Raw genomic sequence first — 15,808 nt, 5'->3', positions numbered from 1 at the left:
ACGCTTGCCCCCTGACAGGGAAAGACCCCGAGGAAACTCAATCTCAGAACAAAAGTACTCGGCGCTATCACTGTTTCGTTCCTCCTGACCGAGGGAGTGATTTTCGGATTCGTGGCAGCCAAGGTCAATGACTCCTCCCACCGCTCCTTCTCCAACTCCATGAAGCTCAGCCTATCCCAGGCCTCCATCAACATTGTTCAATTCATGGACGCCCTCAGAAGCAACTGCCTGCGTTTCGCCCTGAACCCGGACGCACAGAAGGTCAACGAGATCACCACCAGCTATTTCGACAAGGACCAGCCGTCCAAGAGCAACGTCGCCCCTGACGGTGCCGTGGGTAAAATCTGGCAGGAAAAACTGCGCCGGTTCAAGAGGACCAACCCTGAATGCACTGGGATTCTCCTGGGGGCCGACGGCTCCATGGTGCTGGGGATGGAAGTCCCAATGCCCCCCCACGCCGAGACGACTCCGATTTCGAACGATTCTAGGGGGCCTCCAACACTGTTCACTGGGGCCTGGAAAGAGTCCGCGACCAAGCTCAAAAACATGCGGCTGGTCGCACCTCTGCGCGGATTTCCGCACAGAGCACCCTTCCGGAGTCTGGCCGCTTGGCTTCCACGACTTTCCGCGCGAGACGGATATTCCGCCCCACCTTCCCCTTGAAGGCCTGGCGTTCAGCACGTATAGGCACGGGAGGCACTCCCTGTTCGGCCCCTTTGGGGGACACGTACGGCCGAGACTGTCCGAAGTCGGCCGACAAGCCCCCTTGCCCCGCAACCGAAGCAACGCATCCCAAGGAGACCTCCCCCATGGACACCCTGCTCGCCGACAAACTGGCCGCCTTCCTCGACTCATGGACAACGGACCCCAACAACACCAAGAACTGTTTCACGGCCCTCAAAGCGCACCTCGAAGGGCTGGGCGGCATCCGGCTCGACTTCGTGCCCCGCCCCGGCATCACCTTCTCCCTGCGCGCCGCCCATGAGAACCAAACCAGGCGCAACCTGTTCGCCATGGTCGACGTCATCGACGACGACCCCGCCGACCGCTGGCTGTCGATCTGCTTCTACAACGACCTGGTGGACGACCCCAAGGACCTGGGTGATGAAGTCCCCGGCGGCCTCCTGGGCGAAGACGCCAAATGCTTCGACCTCTACGAAGCCGACGACGATGTGGTGCAATACATAAAAGAAAGGCTCCAAACGGCCTGCCTCGCCGCCGCCAAGGACTAACTCCCGACAGCTCCCCGCGAGCGATCCCGCTCTTCCGCCGACAAAACAAAAAGGGCGCTAGAGGCACAACCTCTAACGCCCTCATTTCATTCTGGTACCAGGGGAGGGACTCGAACCCTCACAGTATCGCTACCGGCGGATTTTGAGTCTCTATTTAAGGGTTCACTGAAGTTCACTTGAAATCATTTTAATCAAATATTGCCAATAAGTTATATGCCACAAACTTCACAGGAGCTCACTGGAGTTCACTTTGTTTGCCACGAAATTTTGTGGTGATTTCGTGGCAATTTTGTGGCAGCGTCAAGGTCTCCCAGGAGGCCGGAATGAGCAGGAAATGGATCAACTCGAAAAAATTTACCGGAGTCAGGTGGCAACAGCATAGCACACGCAAACATGGCGTGCGATTTGATCGCAATTTCGGCTACCGATTCATGTTTAATGGGAAGCAGTACGAAGGCCTGCTTGGCTGGGAGTCTGAAGGCTGGTCTGAAAGTAATGCCTACTTAAAAAAACAATTGTATCTTGAAAACGCAAAGAATGGACTCGGCCCCACCGGCCCCCAAGAAGAGAATCAACGATCACGCGAAGCAGTCCTTTCCGAGAAACGCAAGGACACGTCCTTTGAGGACTATTTCAACAATCGTTACCTCCCGGAAGCCCGTACCCGGAAAAAGCCCACAACGATCAAAAGCGAAAAGCAACACCTTGAGACATGGATTTCCCCTCAGCTCAACGGGAAGCCCATGCGGTCCGTCACTCCGGATGACATCGAACAGATCAAACTCGCCATCCTGGACAAAGGGCGCACCCTGCGAACAGCCCAACTTTCTCTAGCCATATTTCGCCTCGTCTGGAATCACGCCAGGAAAAGAGGCATCGTCGAGACTGAAAGCCCTACCCGAGCGATCGAAGTGGGGAGAATAAATAACGCCCGGACCCGATTCCTCAAACCAGAGGAAGCGCAAAAGCTGCTGGATACTGTCAGGGCTCTCGACGAGAAAGCCTACGAACTAACTTTGGCGGCCCTCTACACCGGCGCAAGGCTTGGTGAACTTACTGGCCTCACATGGAGTGGTATCGACCTGCAGGAAAAGTCGATCACCCTCCTCCACACGAAAACGGGCAAGCCACGCATCTTACCCATGGCCAAGCCGCTCCATGAAATCCTCAGAAAGGCCTCAAAAGGCTCGCCTGAAGAGCTTGTCTTCACCAATTCGGATGGGAATGCCTGGGGTGAAGCCCCCTGGGGCTTCCGTCAAGCCATCAAAGACCTCAAGTTTAACGACGGCCGCACGGACAAGCGGGAATGGATATGTTTCCACAGTCTGCGTCATACAGCGGCATCCATGATGCTCGCTGCCGGAGTGGATATCCGCACCATCCAATCCCACTTCGGCTGGTCTACCCTCGCCATGCTCCAGCGATACACCCATGCCCTGGATGAGTCGAAACGTGCGGCTGTGGATTCGCTGGAAAAGGCTTTGGAGACGAAGTCCGGCGGGAAGGTTATACCTTTCAATAGGAAGGCCAAGTAGCTCATAGTTTGGATGAAACCTAGCATTCATACTTAGAAGCGGTGCCTCGTAAGCACAAGCTACTTCTTCCACTGGCCATTCTTTTTTAACCAATTTAAAAAATCCACTTGCCTACCAAATTGGTACCCGCACTGTGATTTGAAATCATAGGAGGTGCTAATGACAGAACATTGGATTGGCTCAATTCCCACTCACATAAAAGCTAGAGCGCGAAAAGCGTTGACACAGCTTGGAAGGAAGCCTGGGGCAGGGTGGAAGAAACTTAGTCGTCTTCATGATGGGTATTCTTTAAGACTGAACCAGAAGTTCAGAATACTGTGGCTCAATGGAGAGCAGATTGTAATTTGCAATCATGATTCATACGAAAGAAGAATAAACTCTAGCCGCACAAAGAAGGTCAGAAATGCAGCTAGTGTTTAATTGGCACATGACGGATCGGTGCAATTACTCTTGCCATTATTGTTTCGCATCATGGGAAGCCGGTGATGAGATATGCCATAACCCGAAGACCACAGAAACTCTTTTTACAGAACTGGCTCAGGCTTCTAGTGCACCGATGCTGCAGTCGGTCTCACTAAATTCAACTTCCCCAATACGTATTAATTTTGTTGGCGGAGAACCTTTGATTTTCGGCTATAAAACGGTTGGGATTGTAAAGAAGGCTGTTGAAAAATTCGGTTTCGAAGCGTCTATCGTTACGAACGCCTCGCTTCTAGAAAAAAACATCGATATAGTTGATTATCTTGAGGTGGTTGGGATCTCCGTTGATTCCTTGTCGCATGAAACCAATCTCAAAATTGGACGTCACTCTCATGTTGGCAAAACTTTACTTGAGTCTGATTTAGAAACGCTCATAACGCGTATAAAGAAGATAAAGCCTGATCTTAAAATTAAGTTCAATACTGTTGTGAATGCCTACAATTGGAATGAGCGAATTGTTGAAAAACTCATCCAATACAATCCTGACAAGATCAAGATATTCAAGCAAATCCCGTTTGGATCCAACAATGGGATTTCAGAGCTCGAATTTACAGAGTTTCTAAAACTGAATTCAATATCGTGGCATGGTCTTCATGTTGAAAACAATGAAGACATGACTGAAAGCTACTTGATGATTGACCCCTTAGGGCGTTTCTTTCAAAATGGAAAATTGAACATATACAAATACAGCCACCCTATATACTCCGTCGGATTAAGAAGATCGTTGGCTGAAATAAAATTTAATCATGCAAAATTTTCCAAACGTTATGGAGTGTGTCCAAATGTTTAATAATGGAAAGAGCATCAATGAAATATTGATAGAGTTAAATTATAATCCTAAAGAAATTTCTCAGTGGATACAGAATATCCTTCAAGAGCGGGAAGATTTTAAATTGAAATATGTACTTACGCCGCGCAAAGAGAGAGGAACTGGCCGAGCCCCCGAAACACTGATCCACGAGGATGCTAGAATATTGATAAACAATCTCTGCGTTCTAAAACCTTACACAAAATTATTCCCGCAGAACCCAAGTGATTCCGAACTCAAAATGTATCAGGATTTACGCGACGGAAGTTTTAAGAGATATATCGATAGAAATGTTGTAAAACTTAAAAATAAATTGGTCGCATACAAAGAGTTTAACAACAATGCACTTGCAAACCTAGAGCCTTTCTATGCCGCCCTCAAAGAAGTCGATGCAATCGATATTGAGAAAGAATCATTAGAAGAGATGATGGGTAAATATCATTCTGGGACGGAAATCTACGAGCGCAATCCGCATGAACTGGCCTGTTGGGGGGATATTCTCGAATTACAAGCAGAACTTGATGAGACACCCAACGATCCGGTGTTGCACAGGAAATTGGCTGAGATATGGTATAGCCTTGGTCAGCTTGATGAGGGGCTTGATCACATAACTGAATGTCTGGAGCGTTCCCCGGAAGATGGCGTAGCTTGGGCAATCCGTGCGAAAATTTTGCTAGACCAACTTGAAGAAAAACAGAACGAACGAGCTCTATACTCCTACGATTGTGAGGATTCTCCCTACTCTGCATCAATACGTCGCTCTGCCATTGATCGGATTTACCCAGAGGGGTTCTTCAAAATCGAAGTTGACGAAGAATTGCGCATGAATTTTGTAGAATCTGCCTTTAAATCTCTTCAATTCTGGCCATATTATGAGTGCGGTATTGAGGATTATTGTGAGCAGGTCTGCGAAGGCTGTGAACGATATCAGCAAGAGCATCTGCATGATATGAAGGATGCGCCTAATTGCGACTTCAGCATGACACGTGACTTCCTTTTCTTTCATCTTGTTTCAAATATGAGAAAGAGTGATTTTACCACAGAACGCTCAGTGATTTTTCTTGATTTGCACAATGAATTTAAATCAAGAAATGAAGTCAACTCGTTTCCCTTGGTGCGCTTCAAACAGGATTCCCCTGAATACAAAAGAAGGATTCCGTTTTTGGTCATGCTTACACAATTGCTGAAGGAAACTTCTCTCGAAGAATATGAGTTGCTTCTTGACTCATTTATTCAGGATTTCAAAGAAGATAAAAGGCATGCAGGTCACAACTTGGAAATGTTGGCGGAATCTTGCCTTTCTCATGACTTCTGGCAATTTCTCGGGCCGAAAGAGTACTCTGAATTACACAAACTATTGTGGCATTTTTTGAAACAGCAAGAGCTTGATGATCAGTTTATTTCTCTATCAAGCAATGCTTGGCAAAGCGTGCTCACTCCTTTGCGAAAGCCAATTAAGATATACAGCCAGTATAAAAACAAGTTTTTATTGAAATACTGGCCAGCAAATTTAAGGCCAAAGTTCCCAGACCATACGGCAGAACAAGTCGGCACCGCTTTTGCCGAGGGTGTGGTTGAAGCCTATTCGAAGAAGGAAGCATTGGAATCCGTGTTGAATAGCGCTCTTTTGTTCAGCACGGCCCAAGTTGCCGATTTACCTGTGTCATATCGCCAGGTGATTCCGCTACTTGCGTTACTTGAGTATAACCTGTCCGGGAGTCAAAAGGCGAAAGAAACACTTGATACCCTCACCGCCACTCCCAGCATTCTGCGTAATTGCTTCTATAGTGAAGACATCACCATGATTGACCTATTCGATGAGTTTTGGGCTCATCCCAGAACTCATCCAAAAGCAGGTAAACCGTCTGCTTTTTTTGAAGCTATTCGCATAGGGATTGAAGAAAAAAACTCCTAAAAATTGATTAGCAGTATGTTGTTTGAGAGCCACCTGCAGAAGCAGGCGGCTCTCTTTTTTATGAGGGACGCACAATCAGTCTATCGTCGTCATCCGCCTCTTCTTCGTTTTCATCATCCAGCCCTTCTCTGTCTCCCTGGGCAGAAAGAGGCTCGCTATCTTCTTCCATGGCAAAGACTCCGGTCGCGGCTAGGATGCCGACAGCGACGCCGCCTATAAAAGTCCAAAAATCACGCATGATCTTCTCCTTGGTTTATATTTCGAATTCTGTACCGCAATAATTGCAGCGCCACTCGCTGATGATGTGCCGGTCGATGTGCTCGCCGACCTGGTTGCCAACGGCTGATCCGGCGAAGAAGCCTGCAAGCGCTCCGGCCAGGCCACCGGCGAGGATGCCGATGCCTGTACCTACGACCGGAACGATCGAGCCGATGGTGGCACCTGTCACCGCACCGGAGGACGCACCCCAGTATCCGGCTGCACCACCGGCTACTCCGCCGACTGCCGTTCCGATTTTCTGGGTTGTATTGACCAATACGACGTGCTCCGAGCTGTCGCAGTTCGGGCATTTAGGGATCTCGTTATCCATTTTTTTCCTCGGGATTATTTGCGGTTATTTGACGAGCGCACCGCGAAGCATGCCGAATATGACCGGAGCCAGTTCTGACAAGTCGTTGATGGTGCGACTGTGATTGGGGAGCAGCTTGGTGATAGTCTCGGAAGTGATGCCAAGGCCATATATCTCGACGCCAAAGCGTCTGCCATCTTCAATGGCATTGCGGGCGGCAGGGAAGGAATCAGGATCGCCGTCCGTCAGGATGAGGGCGATCTTCCTGGATTCGGTTAGTGGCTGCATTTGCTGCAATGTCCACCAGATCGCCTCGCCAAGCGGGGTGCAGCCGGTGGCGCTCACGACGAACTTGTCGTGCATTCGTTCACCATGGGCCAGAATCGGGCAAACTGTGGGGGCGCGATCGTTTCCGTTGCCACCATTACTCGGAGCACCCGCCGGGAAGGCCGTTACGGCCACGTTGATGCCGTCGATGGCGTCCAGGGCCTTGGCTACGGCATGACAGACCTGCGTCGTCAGCTTGATCCGCTTTCGCATGGAGCCCGAGCAGTCCAGGAGGATGTGCACGGCGGTGTTGATGCCGACCTTGCGACCAGTCCGCTTGAAGACGCGAGCATCAGCCACCGAGACTTTATGCAGTTGCCGGGCGTCCAGCCTGCCATGACGGCCAACCATGCTCCGCGTCAGTACGGACGATTGCAGCAGCCCCTGAAGCTGTGTCCGCAGGGCGATCGATGCCCGCCTAGTTGCGGTCACATCTTCGGGGTCGAGCGGTTTCGTGGTCTTAGTGCCAAGACGCGCCACGCGCAGGGATTCGTCCAATTCCTTGGGCGATTCCTTGCGCAGGCTTGCCGCCAGGGCTTCGCCAAGGCCCTCGGGCAAGTCGATGTCATCCGCTTGAATCAGTCGATTCAAAGCGTCCAAAGGGAGTTCATCAGACACTCCATTTTTACCCGATTTACCCGTTTTCGATTCCCCATTTTGTCGGGGCAAAGAAGCCACTTTCTCTTTGAGAAGCGAAACGACTTCCCGCGCATAGAGGATGCAATCCTGAGTGGAATCGCAGTAGGCGTGCACCTTTTCCAGGACATGGTTCAACCGTCCGGTGAGACCGGGATAATGGGATTCAACGAAGTTACCAACATCGTCCCGTTGCCCGTTCAGAGACGGCACGTCCCACGCCCGGACCGACAACAACAGCCAGTTGAGTATGGCCATGGCCGGATCGGCCACCTTCTCCGACGTATCCCCGAAGAGATGCCGGATGAGCCAGGTGAAGTTCGACCTGCAACCGGGGAACAGCCGGGCCAGCCGATGCTCCACGCGCCAGTCTTCAAAGGTGTTCCATACGTGCATCTCAAGCGGGGTCAGGTTGGCTAGACGCAGCCAATCGAACCTCGTTTCTCGGATGTGGGCGGCCTCGTGATCGATGTACCCGCGAGCTAAGCCTATGAGCGTCTCGCTGCATTCCAAGGGCAACGCAGGCAAGTGGATGGTATTGCCGTCCGTGTACGCGTCCTTGCCGCCGATGGCGACCTTCACGCCGTACTTGCTCCCAAGGACCGATGCCACCATGGGCAGGGATTTCATGATGAGATTATTGGTCATAATCACCTCACCAGAGCCCCTGGCTATCGATAGCGTGCTGATGCACCACCTCGGGAACAAGCCGGGTCTTGACTGAAGGCTTCTCCTCCGGCGGAACCGGAAGCGTTCCCGACACCAGCCCGGCCAGGATATCGCTGGCATCCTGGCCCTCGATGATCTTCTGACCATGCGCAACGAGTGTCGCGGGATCGCGCAGGAGCGAAACCACGCCCTGAAGCATGACCAGTTCACTTCCCTCAATGTGTCCGCGCTTGGACACACGGTTGAACGCCGTATCCAGCAGATCGACTATCGACACGACGCGGGGCTCCACGAAGCTCAGCCCGGCCAGCTTGGCATGGATGGAGCGCAGGGGCGAAAGCGCCTTGTGCGTCACCTTGTCCTTGCCCTCGAAACAGCGCTTCCAGGTATCCGTGGCAGCCTTGGCGACTTCGCCGAACAGCGTGCCGCCCAGGTCCTGGACCTCCTCATGCAGTCCCTGATGAACGGCGTCGTCCGCCGGGGGCAGCAGCTTGAACATCTGCCACTTGAACCCGATGTGACTGCGGACATAATCCGCACTGACCGTCGAGGCTCCGATCAGCCGTTCCCAGCCCGGATGCAGAGATATCCAGTCGCGCACGGCTTCGTCGTAGCGATTGAGAAACTGATCCTTGGCGGCGAGAAAATCGTCTCGGATCACGCTCAGTTCGGCCACAATGTCGTCGGCCTTGTCCTCAGGGATGGCCCAGCCGCCAAGGAAGCGGACGCCGGTCCTGTCCAGGAGATTCACGGCGCGTGCCTTGAGTGTGCCGAAGATGCGCAGCTCTGTGGGGTCGCAAACCTTTTTGCTGCCCAGCGATGCCAGGTCATCGGGCGGCAATGCAGCGCCACCGAAATCAGCGGGCGTCAACTTCTTTCGGGCGGTCCAGATGCTCACGTCCAGATTAATGGCCATCAAATTGTCGAGCACGGTGATATCAGTCTGAGTGTCCATGGTTACTCCTTTGTTTCTTGGGGGAAGATGCGTTGCGCCAGCTCATGCAGCACGGTCCGGGTCTCCGGAGTGGCGCGATAGCCCAGAGCGCGATCGAGCGCATAGGTCACGGGTTGGATGCCTTGGCGGGCAAGCGGTTGGAAGCGAACGGTCAGGTTTGCCCAGCGAATGAGGGTGCGGGTCGAGAAGGTCACTTCGATGGTGTCGCGGAAGCTGCCATCGGCCTCGCCCATAAACAATTTGCGGACCTCGTTGGCGTATTCCACCATCTTGGTCCGCACATCATTGGGAAGCTCCGGAGCTTTGCGATGCAGCAGCTCTCGCTCCGCCTTGGGGCTCGGGTAGCCGATCTCGCACAGCCAGAAGCGATCCATAAACGCCAGATTCTGCCGAAGAGTCCCCTGATAGAGCCCGGTCTCATCGGTCCCACCATTGGTGTTGGCCGTGGCCGCGAACCGAAACAGGGGGTGAGGCTTGATGACCTCTCCTCCGTTCTCGGGAATGCAGAGGGGATCGCCGTCCAGGATGCCGTTCAGACCAGCAGCTGTCGCCGGATCAAGCAGGTCAATCTCATTGAGCAAGAAGAGCCCGCCGAACTTCATGGCCAGCGCAAGCGGACCGTACTGGAACGACATGTTGGAATCCTCAACGGTCAGATGTCCGACCATGTCGGGGAACTCCAAACGCCCATGCCCGGTAATCTCGAAAACCGGGTAATTCAGCTTGGCGGCAAGCTGCTTGATCAAGCTTGTTTTGCCGGAACCGGCTGGCCCGAACACGTACAGTGGATCGGATGAATCCATGAACCAGACGACCGCGTCCCGGCTTGAATCGTGGAACAGGTATTCAGGATTTAGATCGGGAGTGAACGAAGACGGTGCCGCGAATCCGCGCACTTTCCGCTTGGACTTTTTGCCGCTGAAAATCTCTCCAGCGTCATGCTCGACAGGATGGATGGCTTGTAATTCTTTCAGAATTTCACTCATACTCTTCTCCTTTGGAAAACAGAAAAGGCCCCATCCCGAATACGGGACAGGGCCTTTCAGCAGTCTCTGATTATTTTTTACATGCTAATTTTATTCAACAAACAGCCCGCCCAGGTCGCGATGACCATGCAGGACGCGCACAACGCGGACCGCGTCCTCATCGACTTTATACAATGCCAGGTAGGAACCGATGACGAGGTACCGCAAGCCGGGGCGAATATCTTCACGCGCCGGGCCGAGTTGAGGATGGCGCGACAGCCGTTGGCACTTGGCGTCAATGGCGTCGAGGACAGTATCCGCCGACTGCGGGTCGTCCATGGCGATATGCCGCCAAATGTCGATCAAATCCTGTCGCGCCTTTTTAAGGCGTATGACGGGCAGCATCGGCTACACGACACCCTTACGCGCTTCGGCCTTGATGTCTTCGATGGACTCCGGAGCAGCGTCACCGCTCATAACACCCTCGTCCCAAAACCGGCCAAGCAGTCGCTTGGCTTTCCATTCGCGTAACGCTTCGCGCACAACTTCACTGGAAGAGGCGTAGTCGCCACTGCCGACGGCCTGTTCAATCAGACGGGCTTGATCGCTCGTCAGGGATATGCTGATTTTTTCCATGATGGCCTCCAGTGCAAAAGTAGGATTTATTCATACTTTCGTCAATGCTCTCCCGGTCAGGCCGCTGTCTTCAACGCTTTGTTGATTTTGCCGACATACAGCCGGTCGTGTGGTTTGCCAGTCTTCTCGCACTGCTCCAAAGCGGCTTGGGCCTTGAGTTCATCGCCGGTTAATGAGGTCAACTTGTCCACCAACAAGGAGCGGTCAAGCGTCCTCCGGCCTGCTACGGTTGCGACCCGGAAACGGTGGTCTCCGGTTGAGATCCAGTCCTGTGTCCCGATCAAACTGTATGTCTGCCGGATACGTTCTTCAGCATCTGCGATGCGTTCTTCCAAGACGGTCTTTCGCTCCTTAAGCATGGCGAGTTCTTCGAGCTCCAGACCGCAGGCGGAATCCGAGGGGATGCTCACGGCCTGAAACTTTGGGCAGTCCGCGTTGACATCGCACCAGTCGCACAGAGGGTGGAAGCCCCGGCAGTAGTCGAGGTCGTTCAACTCCAGGTTGCCAGATCGCACGTCTTCCGCTGTTCGCCAGATGCCCACAGCAGTTTGCAGACATGCCTCCAACATGACCCATGACCTGGTCAGGTAGATAAGGGCCAAACGGTTTTACCTCGGACATGGAGATGGAAAGTACCCAGGCCTCTATGTCCACGGTGTCCGGAGCCAAGGGGAGCATAACGCCGAATAAATCCTCCACGGCTTGAGGGAACGTCGTCGAATGTACTTCAGTTTGTGGAACCGAAAAGCACGGCTCAGCCCAGCAGGACTTGAGCAGCCCGACCTGGCCATAGAGTTGTGCTTCGTATGAGGAGTACAGCGAGTCCGGGATACGCTCGTTGCTCTTGAGTTCCAGAATCCGCACGGCAGGCCGCTGCCCACCCCAGACCAGGGTGAAGTCCAGATGAGCCTTGATCAGCACCCCGTTGTGCTCGATGCTGATCTCAAGCTGCGGCACCAGCTTCACGCCGGTGGCCGCGAGCGCCTTCTCAATACCGTACTCCTGCCAATGCCCACGCTGTAGGATGATCTGCCGTCCGAGGACACAGGCCACGTCATCCGGGGCAAATCCATCTACGGCGGTTGCGGCGGGTATGGCGGACATTCCCAGCTTACTTGCTACTGCTGCCCGCATGCACTCCATCCCCTTGCCGATGTCGGACATGCCGATATACTGGCTGCGGTCCCCAAGCTCACTGGCCGTTTTCTGCTCGGCGTGAGCCAGAAGTCCTTGAGTCAGGAGACGAAGCAGGCCTTGCGCTTTCGTGTCATCATGCTGCATCTGCATACCTCCACCATATCTTTCGGGTGCCGTCCCACTGGAATCCAGCCTTGCGCAGGAACTCCTTCTTGGAATGGGTGTCCCCGATCGCCAGCACGCACTGCTTTCCGTCGTTGGCCGTGCCATTGCGATACTGGACGCCATCCAGACGGGGCAGATTCGCCGGGCCTGTACCATTGCCCTCGGGTGGCGTTTTCGGCTGCGAACGGTCGGGGTTCCTCCCGTGGTTGCAGGACGAAAGACCGGTGTTGTGCGGTCCTTGATGCGAGGCCATTTCGCCGTCATCGTCGTTTTCCGTCACGATCCCGATTAGAGCCGATAAACCATATCGGCGAGCATACGTCATGGCAGAGCCATAGCCCTGCGGGTCATTTTTGGGCAGGGGCATGGTCAAAAGCGACGCCTGCCACTGACCGGTTTCTGCATGGACGATCTTGGTGACTAGACCGAGTTGGTTCGCCTCAACCGAGACAGGGTATTGGGTGAGCCAAATTCCATGTGCAAGCAAGGCATCTCGGCACGCGCTCATGACCGAGTGAAGCGTCGCATACCGGCTGTTAGTAAAAGTATTTTCGGCATCCTTAAGGGCAGGAGAAAGGGACTGCTGCACTTGGATCATTGCTTTCGCCAATTCTATGATTTCCGGCGAACTCATTTGCGGTTCCATAATTACCCCCTGAGAGAAGAAAGCCCCAGCTCCGCGAGGTGCGGAGCTGGGGCTTTGCTTTGTGAGTTGTGATTAGAAGCTAAAAACGAATCGATTCCAATGAGATAATATATACCTGAATTGGTTTGAGAAGCAGTCCGCAGCTTTCGATCATGCGCACCTATCCTTTTGGATTTGCATGGAAAGCTGGATATGTCAGGCTTTATTCCGGAATGATTGATTCACCGTCAGGCCTAAAAGCTCTGACGTTCTTGGCTACAACGTTGTCTGATGTGTTTGCGTAGCAATATACGCATCTATGTGGACATGTGTTGTATTGCCCAACATCTTTACTAAGAATACAGCCGCACTCATTTCTTTGTCCGGTGTCTTTCAAGTTTTTTTGTTTTGGCTTAGGCGCGAGCAAGCTTAACTGTTCAGGGGAATCAAGACCGAACAACCTGAGGATGTCAGGGTGATTGTTTGTGATCTTCAAAATAAGTTTGTCGTCAATGCACTTGTTGTGATGAATGCCGAATTCGGAAAGATCGACACTTTCGCCGCAAGTAAATGCCGGTATTCCCCATTGAGAGCATAAATTAGATATCTCTGATGACAGAAGTTCAATTTCAGAAAGAGTGAAGTCCCTGTGAGTGATATTTTGCCGTTTTAAATTGTTCTGGACTTTCTTATAGTTGCAAATATCTGCAAAGCTGAAAACGAGTTTTGAAGTATACCCAGACAAAAGGTCGCCAACCTTTTTTATTTTGCTGAGAAGTTTCGTTGGATTGATCGAATCAGTAAAAATTAGCGGGTCAAATCGCCATATAACTCTGTCCGGGCCAATTCGATCAGATAGTGCTTTAAATGTCTCAATCCTTGAAGCTAGTGAAGGGACACTAGGTTCTAACCCTTCTTCCTCGTAATCGTTCATTGTGAATTGGATGTAGTACCCAATTTGTTTTTTATCGAGGATGTGGAGATGTGGCAGCAAAGGCTTAGGATTCTTACTCCAGAAAATTATAGCTCGCGTGTTCTCAAACGAGATAAATTGCGCTCTTCGGTTAAAAGGGTTGATCCATTTCGAATAGCCAGCTTCAAGACGATTAAAAAACCACTTAGAGTAGAACGCAGGGATATCTGTTGATCGACTTGCTGAGATTATTTCTGGGGCAATGGCGTCTACTGATGCCCCATGACTTTTATGCTGAACTTTTCGCCATTTCATTTTTGATCCTTCTTTAATCGTCTAATCGCGTAGTTGACATATTTTGTCTTAAGAATCGGGTATTGGTTCATATTGGAGCATTCTTGGTCACAGCTTTTTCCATTTTCGATGAAATTGGGGCAATTTTCGAGTGTCTTGAAAATGGTCTTTTTGATGGGTAGGGTGTAGTCGAACCCCGGTACAACTGTGTTTAGTCCAACATCTTTGTCCTTCATATGGAAATATTCGTTGGCTTTGTCGAGGCATTTATACCCATGTTGTTCTTCAAAGACTTTAACAAGTCGTGTGAGGCGATTAAAGTCGTATTTTTTGGAGTCATTGGTCATAAATGAGCACAGAATGGCAATCTTTTTCTTTTTGAATTTTGTGTTTTCGATTGCTTTCAGCAAGGTTGCGAATACTTCATCAGGAAAATCGCTAATGGATTTTGGAAAAACGATGATGTTGTATTTGTCGTAATCCAGTTTTTTTAGGTTTCCGATGTCTTCGGTTTCGAAGAAGACATGCTTATCGTGCCCCATTGAGTCACGGTACTCCCAGTCAATGATGTCGTAGCCGGTATATGAAGACGATTTTTGGTGATTTTTGACTTTTTTTGTCGCTGCGAAGTGGAAACCCCAATAGTCTACGCCGCAGCCGCATCCAAGTGAGAGGATGTTGATTACGGTATTGGATAAGAATTTTTCATCGAAAAGGTGTTCGTACATCAGGTAGTACTCAGCCATGTAGCCGGGGAAATATTTCAACATATAGTACTTCCTGACTAAAGGATCTGAGTAGTCAGGGCTTTCTCCACCAGCGAAAGAAAAATCTTTCAATGGGCATAATCCATCAGAAACTTTGGCAGCCTCACAAAAATCATTATAAACAGTATCGAGCTTGTCTTTGATAAAGTCTCTCATCTTTCGCCTCAGCTCCTGCCTTGCTAGCTGTCTTGAATCTTAAATTTTTTCAAACCACCCACAATCGACTTCAACTTCCTCAACCATCCGAACGTTCACGCCAAGCCGAAGCTTCTTGAGTATTTCAACGAGGTCATCACCGTCGATCAAATCAATCGGTGAGGCCCCGTCTCTTGTCGCTTCCTTGGTTGCTTCGCGGGTAAAGGTTCCGGTGGTGATAAAAAGCCCTTTGTCCGCTCTGCCGACCATGGCACCTCTGAAATCTCGAATCGCTCCTGGCCCAACGGAGCCTTTGTAGCGTTTGCACTGAAAGACAACGTGATAGCTCAGGACATCTTGGATCTTCACGATCCCTTTCCCGTCGATGCCACCGTCGCCGGATTTCCCGGTTACTTCCACCTGGACGAAACCTATCTCCCTGAGGATGCGCTTTGTCAGGCGTTCAAACGCACTCGGGTCAAGGGCGAGGATGGTTTGATGTATGACTTCCCGCCAATCTCCAGCCTCGGGGATAGCTTCAGGGGTCTCGTCGATCGCCTTTTTCTTCGAATTTTTGGCCAACCCACGGACTTCTTGTACGATCTCTTCCGCGTCGAGTTTCATGCCGCGATGATACTTCTCCGTGAATGACCATACCCCTCGCTCCGAGTTGTCGATCAATCCGACCTTTTTGAGGTACGTCCTGGCCCAAGCAAGACGATACTCAACTTCGGTTTGGCTGGACTTCTCCGGGTTATGCGGCAGCGAAGTGACGTCTTCGGGAAGGCTGAGGAGTTGGATTACTCCCTCAGCGATTTCCTGGATTGTTCCCGACCCTCCGAGCTCGTCGATTACCTTGACCGTTGGGAGCATCATTTCGTGGTATTGAGGTATATTCATGTGGCCCTTTCTGTTGGTATTTGTTGCCGATATACCCTTCCGCCTATGCTTTGCCAAGGCCGGATGCAGAGATGACTGAACATCTTGCCTGTGGTTGGGGCTGGAATTCACGAATTCCTCCAACCATAGGTTGTCTTGCCTCCAGG

General features: G+C 51.6%; 18 protein-coding genes. 5 read left to right on the top strand and 13 right to left on the bottom strand.

The genetic code is table 11. The features are described from left to right. Positions 1-111 precede the first annotated feature (111 nt). The 5 genes from J0909_RS07980 (at position 112) to J0909_RS07960 (ending at position 5,970) form a co-directional block, all read left to right on the top strand. Positions 112-663 (top strand): hypothetical protein, encoded by a 552-nt coding sequence (locus J0909_RS07980; protein ID WP_207261920.1) that lies wholly within the window; start codon positions 112-114, stop codon positions 661-663. 146 nt (positions 664-809) lie between these two features. Next, positions 810-1,232 (top strand): hypothetical protein, encoded by a 423-nt coding sequence (locus tag J0909_RS07975; RefSeq protein WP_207261918.1) that lies wholly within the window; start codon positions 810-812, stop codon positions 1,230-1,232. 323 nt (positions 1,233-1,555) lie between these two features. After that, positions 1,556-2,767 carry a tyrosine-type recombinase/integrase gene (locus J0909_RS07970; protein ID WP_207261916.1) on the top strand — a complete coding sequence of 404 codons (1,212 nt, stop codon included), beginning with the start codon at positions 1,556-1,558 and terminating at the stop codon, positions 2,765-2,767. A 403-nt stretch (positions 2,768-3,170) separates the two neighbouring features. Continuing rightward, positions 3,171-4,037, top strand: a complete 867-nt coding sequence (locus J0909_RS07965) for a viperin family antiviral radical SAM protein (RefSeq protein WP_207261914.1) — start codon at positions 3,171-3,173, stop codon at positions 4,035-4,037. Then, positions 4,030-5,970: a hypothetical protein gene (locus J0909_RS07960; protein WP_207261912.1), complete on the top strand. Its 1,941-nt coding sequence runs from the start codon at positions 4,030-4,032 to the stop codon at positions 5,968-5,970. The genes J0909_RS07965 and J0909_RS07960 overlap by 8 nt, the downstream gene beginning before the upstream one ends. 58 nt (positions 5,971-6,028) lie before the next feature. Here the strand turns inward: J0909_RS07960 and J0909_RS07955 are convergent, their stop codons facing one another. The 13 genes from J0909_RS07955 to J0909_RS07895 form a co-directional block, all read right to left on the bottom strand. Next, positions 6,029-6,208 (bottom strand): hypothetical protein, encoded by a 180-nt coding sequence (locus J0909_RS07955; RefSeq protein ID WP_207261910.1) that lies wholly within the window; start codon positions 6,206-6,208, stop codon positions 6,029-6,031. 15 nt (positions 6,209-6,223) lie between these two features. Then, complete coding sequence (locus J0909_RS07950) at positions 6,224-6,559, bottom strand: hypothetical protein (protein WP_207261909.1); 336 nt, start codon at positions 6,557-6,559, stop codon at positions 6,224-6,226. 24 nt (positions 6,560-6,583) lie between these two features. Continuing rightward, positions 6,584-8,149 carry a VWA domain-containing protein gene (locus J0909_RS07945; RefSeq protein WP_207261907.1) on the bottom strand — a complete coding sequence of 522 codons (1,566 nt, stop codon included), beginning with the start codon at positions 8,147-8,149 and terminating at the stop codon, positions 6,584-6,586. A 7-nt stretch (positions 8,150-8,156) separates the two neighbouring features. Then, on the bottom strand, positions 8,157-9,125 hold the full coding sequence (locus tag J0909_RS07940; RefSeq protein ID WP_207261905.1) for a DUF3150 domain-containing protein: 969 nt from the start codon (positions 9,123-9,125) through the stop codon (positions 8,157-8,159). Between the two features lie 2 nt (positions 9,126-9,127). Next, the gene (locus J0909_RS07935) at positions 9,128-10,111 is read right to left on the bottom strand and encodes an AAA family ATPase (protein WP_207261903.1); all 984 of its coding nucleotides are present in this window, start codon (positions 10,109-10,111) and stop codon (positions 9,128-9,130) included. 90 nt (positions 10,112-10,201) lie between these two features. Next, positions 10,202-10,495 (bottom strand): type II toxin-antitoxin system RelE/ParE family toxin, encoded by a 294-nt coding sequence (locus tag J0909_RS07930; RefSeq protein WP_207261900.1) that lies wholly within the window; start codon positions 10,493-10,495, stop codon positions 10,202-10,204. A 3-nt stretch (positions 10,496-10,498) separates the two neighbouring features. After that, positions 10,499-10,726, bottom strand: a complete 228-nt coding sequence (locus J0909_RS07925) for a ribbon-helix-helix domain-containing protein (RefSeq protein WP_207261898.1) — start codon at positions 10,724-10,726, stop codon at positions 10,499-10,501. 56 nt (positions 10,727-10,782) lie between these two features. Continuing rightward, positions 10,783-11,061 (bottom strand): hypothetical protein, encoded by a 279-nt coding sequence (locus J0909_RS07920; protein WP_207261896.1) that lies wholly within the window; start codon positions 11,059-11,061, stop codon positions 10,783-10,785. A 16-nt stretch (positions 11,062-11,077) separates the two neighbouring features. After that, the gene (locus J0909_RS07915; RefSeq protein WP_207261894.1) at positions 11,078-12,007 is read right to left on the bottom strand and encodes a hypothetical protein; all 930 of its coding nucleotides are present in this window, start codon (positions 12,005-12,007) and stop codon (positions 11,078-11,080) included. Beyond that, a complete protein-coding gene (locus tag J0909_RS07910) occupies positions 11,997-12,674 on the bottom strand; it encodes an ERF family protein (RefSeq protein WP_286181892.1) in 678 nt (225 codons plus the stop codon). Before J0909_RS07910 ends, J0909_RS07915 begins: the two co-directional genes overlap by 11 nt. A gap of 202 nt (positions 12,675-12,876) precedes the next feature. Further along, complete coding sequence (locus J0909_RS07905) at positions 12,877-13,881, bottom strand: DUF1848 domain-containing protein (protein ID WP_207261892.1); 1,005 nt, start codon at positions 13,879-13,881, stop codon at positions 12,877-12,879. Then, positions 13,878-14,783: a hypothetical protein gene (locus J0909_RS07900; protein WP_207261890.1), complete on the bottom strand. Its 906-nt coding sequence runs from the start codon at positions 14,781-14,783 to the stop codon at positions 13,878-13,880. Before J0909_RS07900 ends, J0909_RS07905 begins: the two co-directional genes overlap by 4 nt. 39 nt (positions 14,784-14,822) lie before the next feature. Beyond that, positions 14,823-15,773, bottom strand: coding sequence for a restriction endonuclease (locus J0909_RS07895; protein WP_353616747.1), 951 nt, complete (start codon positions 15,771-15,773; stop codon positions 14,823-14,825). Between the last annotated feature and the right edge of the window lie 35 nt (positions 15,774-15,808).

It is taken from the genome of Desulfovibrio sp. Huiquan2017 (genome assembly GCF_017351175.1).
In the GTDB taxonomy this organism is placed as follows: Bacteria; Desulfobacterota; Desulfovibrionia; order Desulfovibrionales; family Desulfovibrionaceae; genus Pseudodesulfovibrio.
The sequence above is the reverse complement of the archived record's forward strand: the minus strand, read 5'-3'. Positions and strand labels throughout refer to the sequence as shown.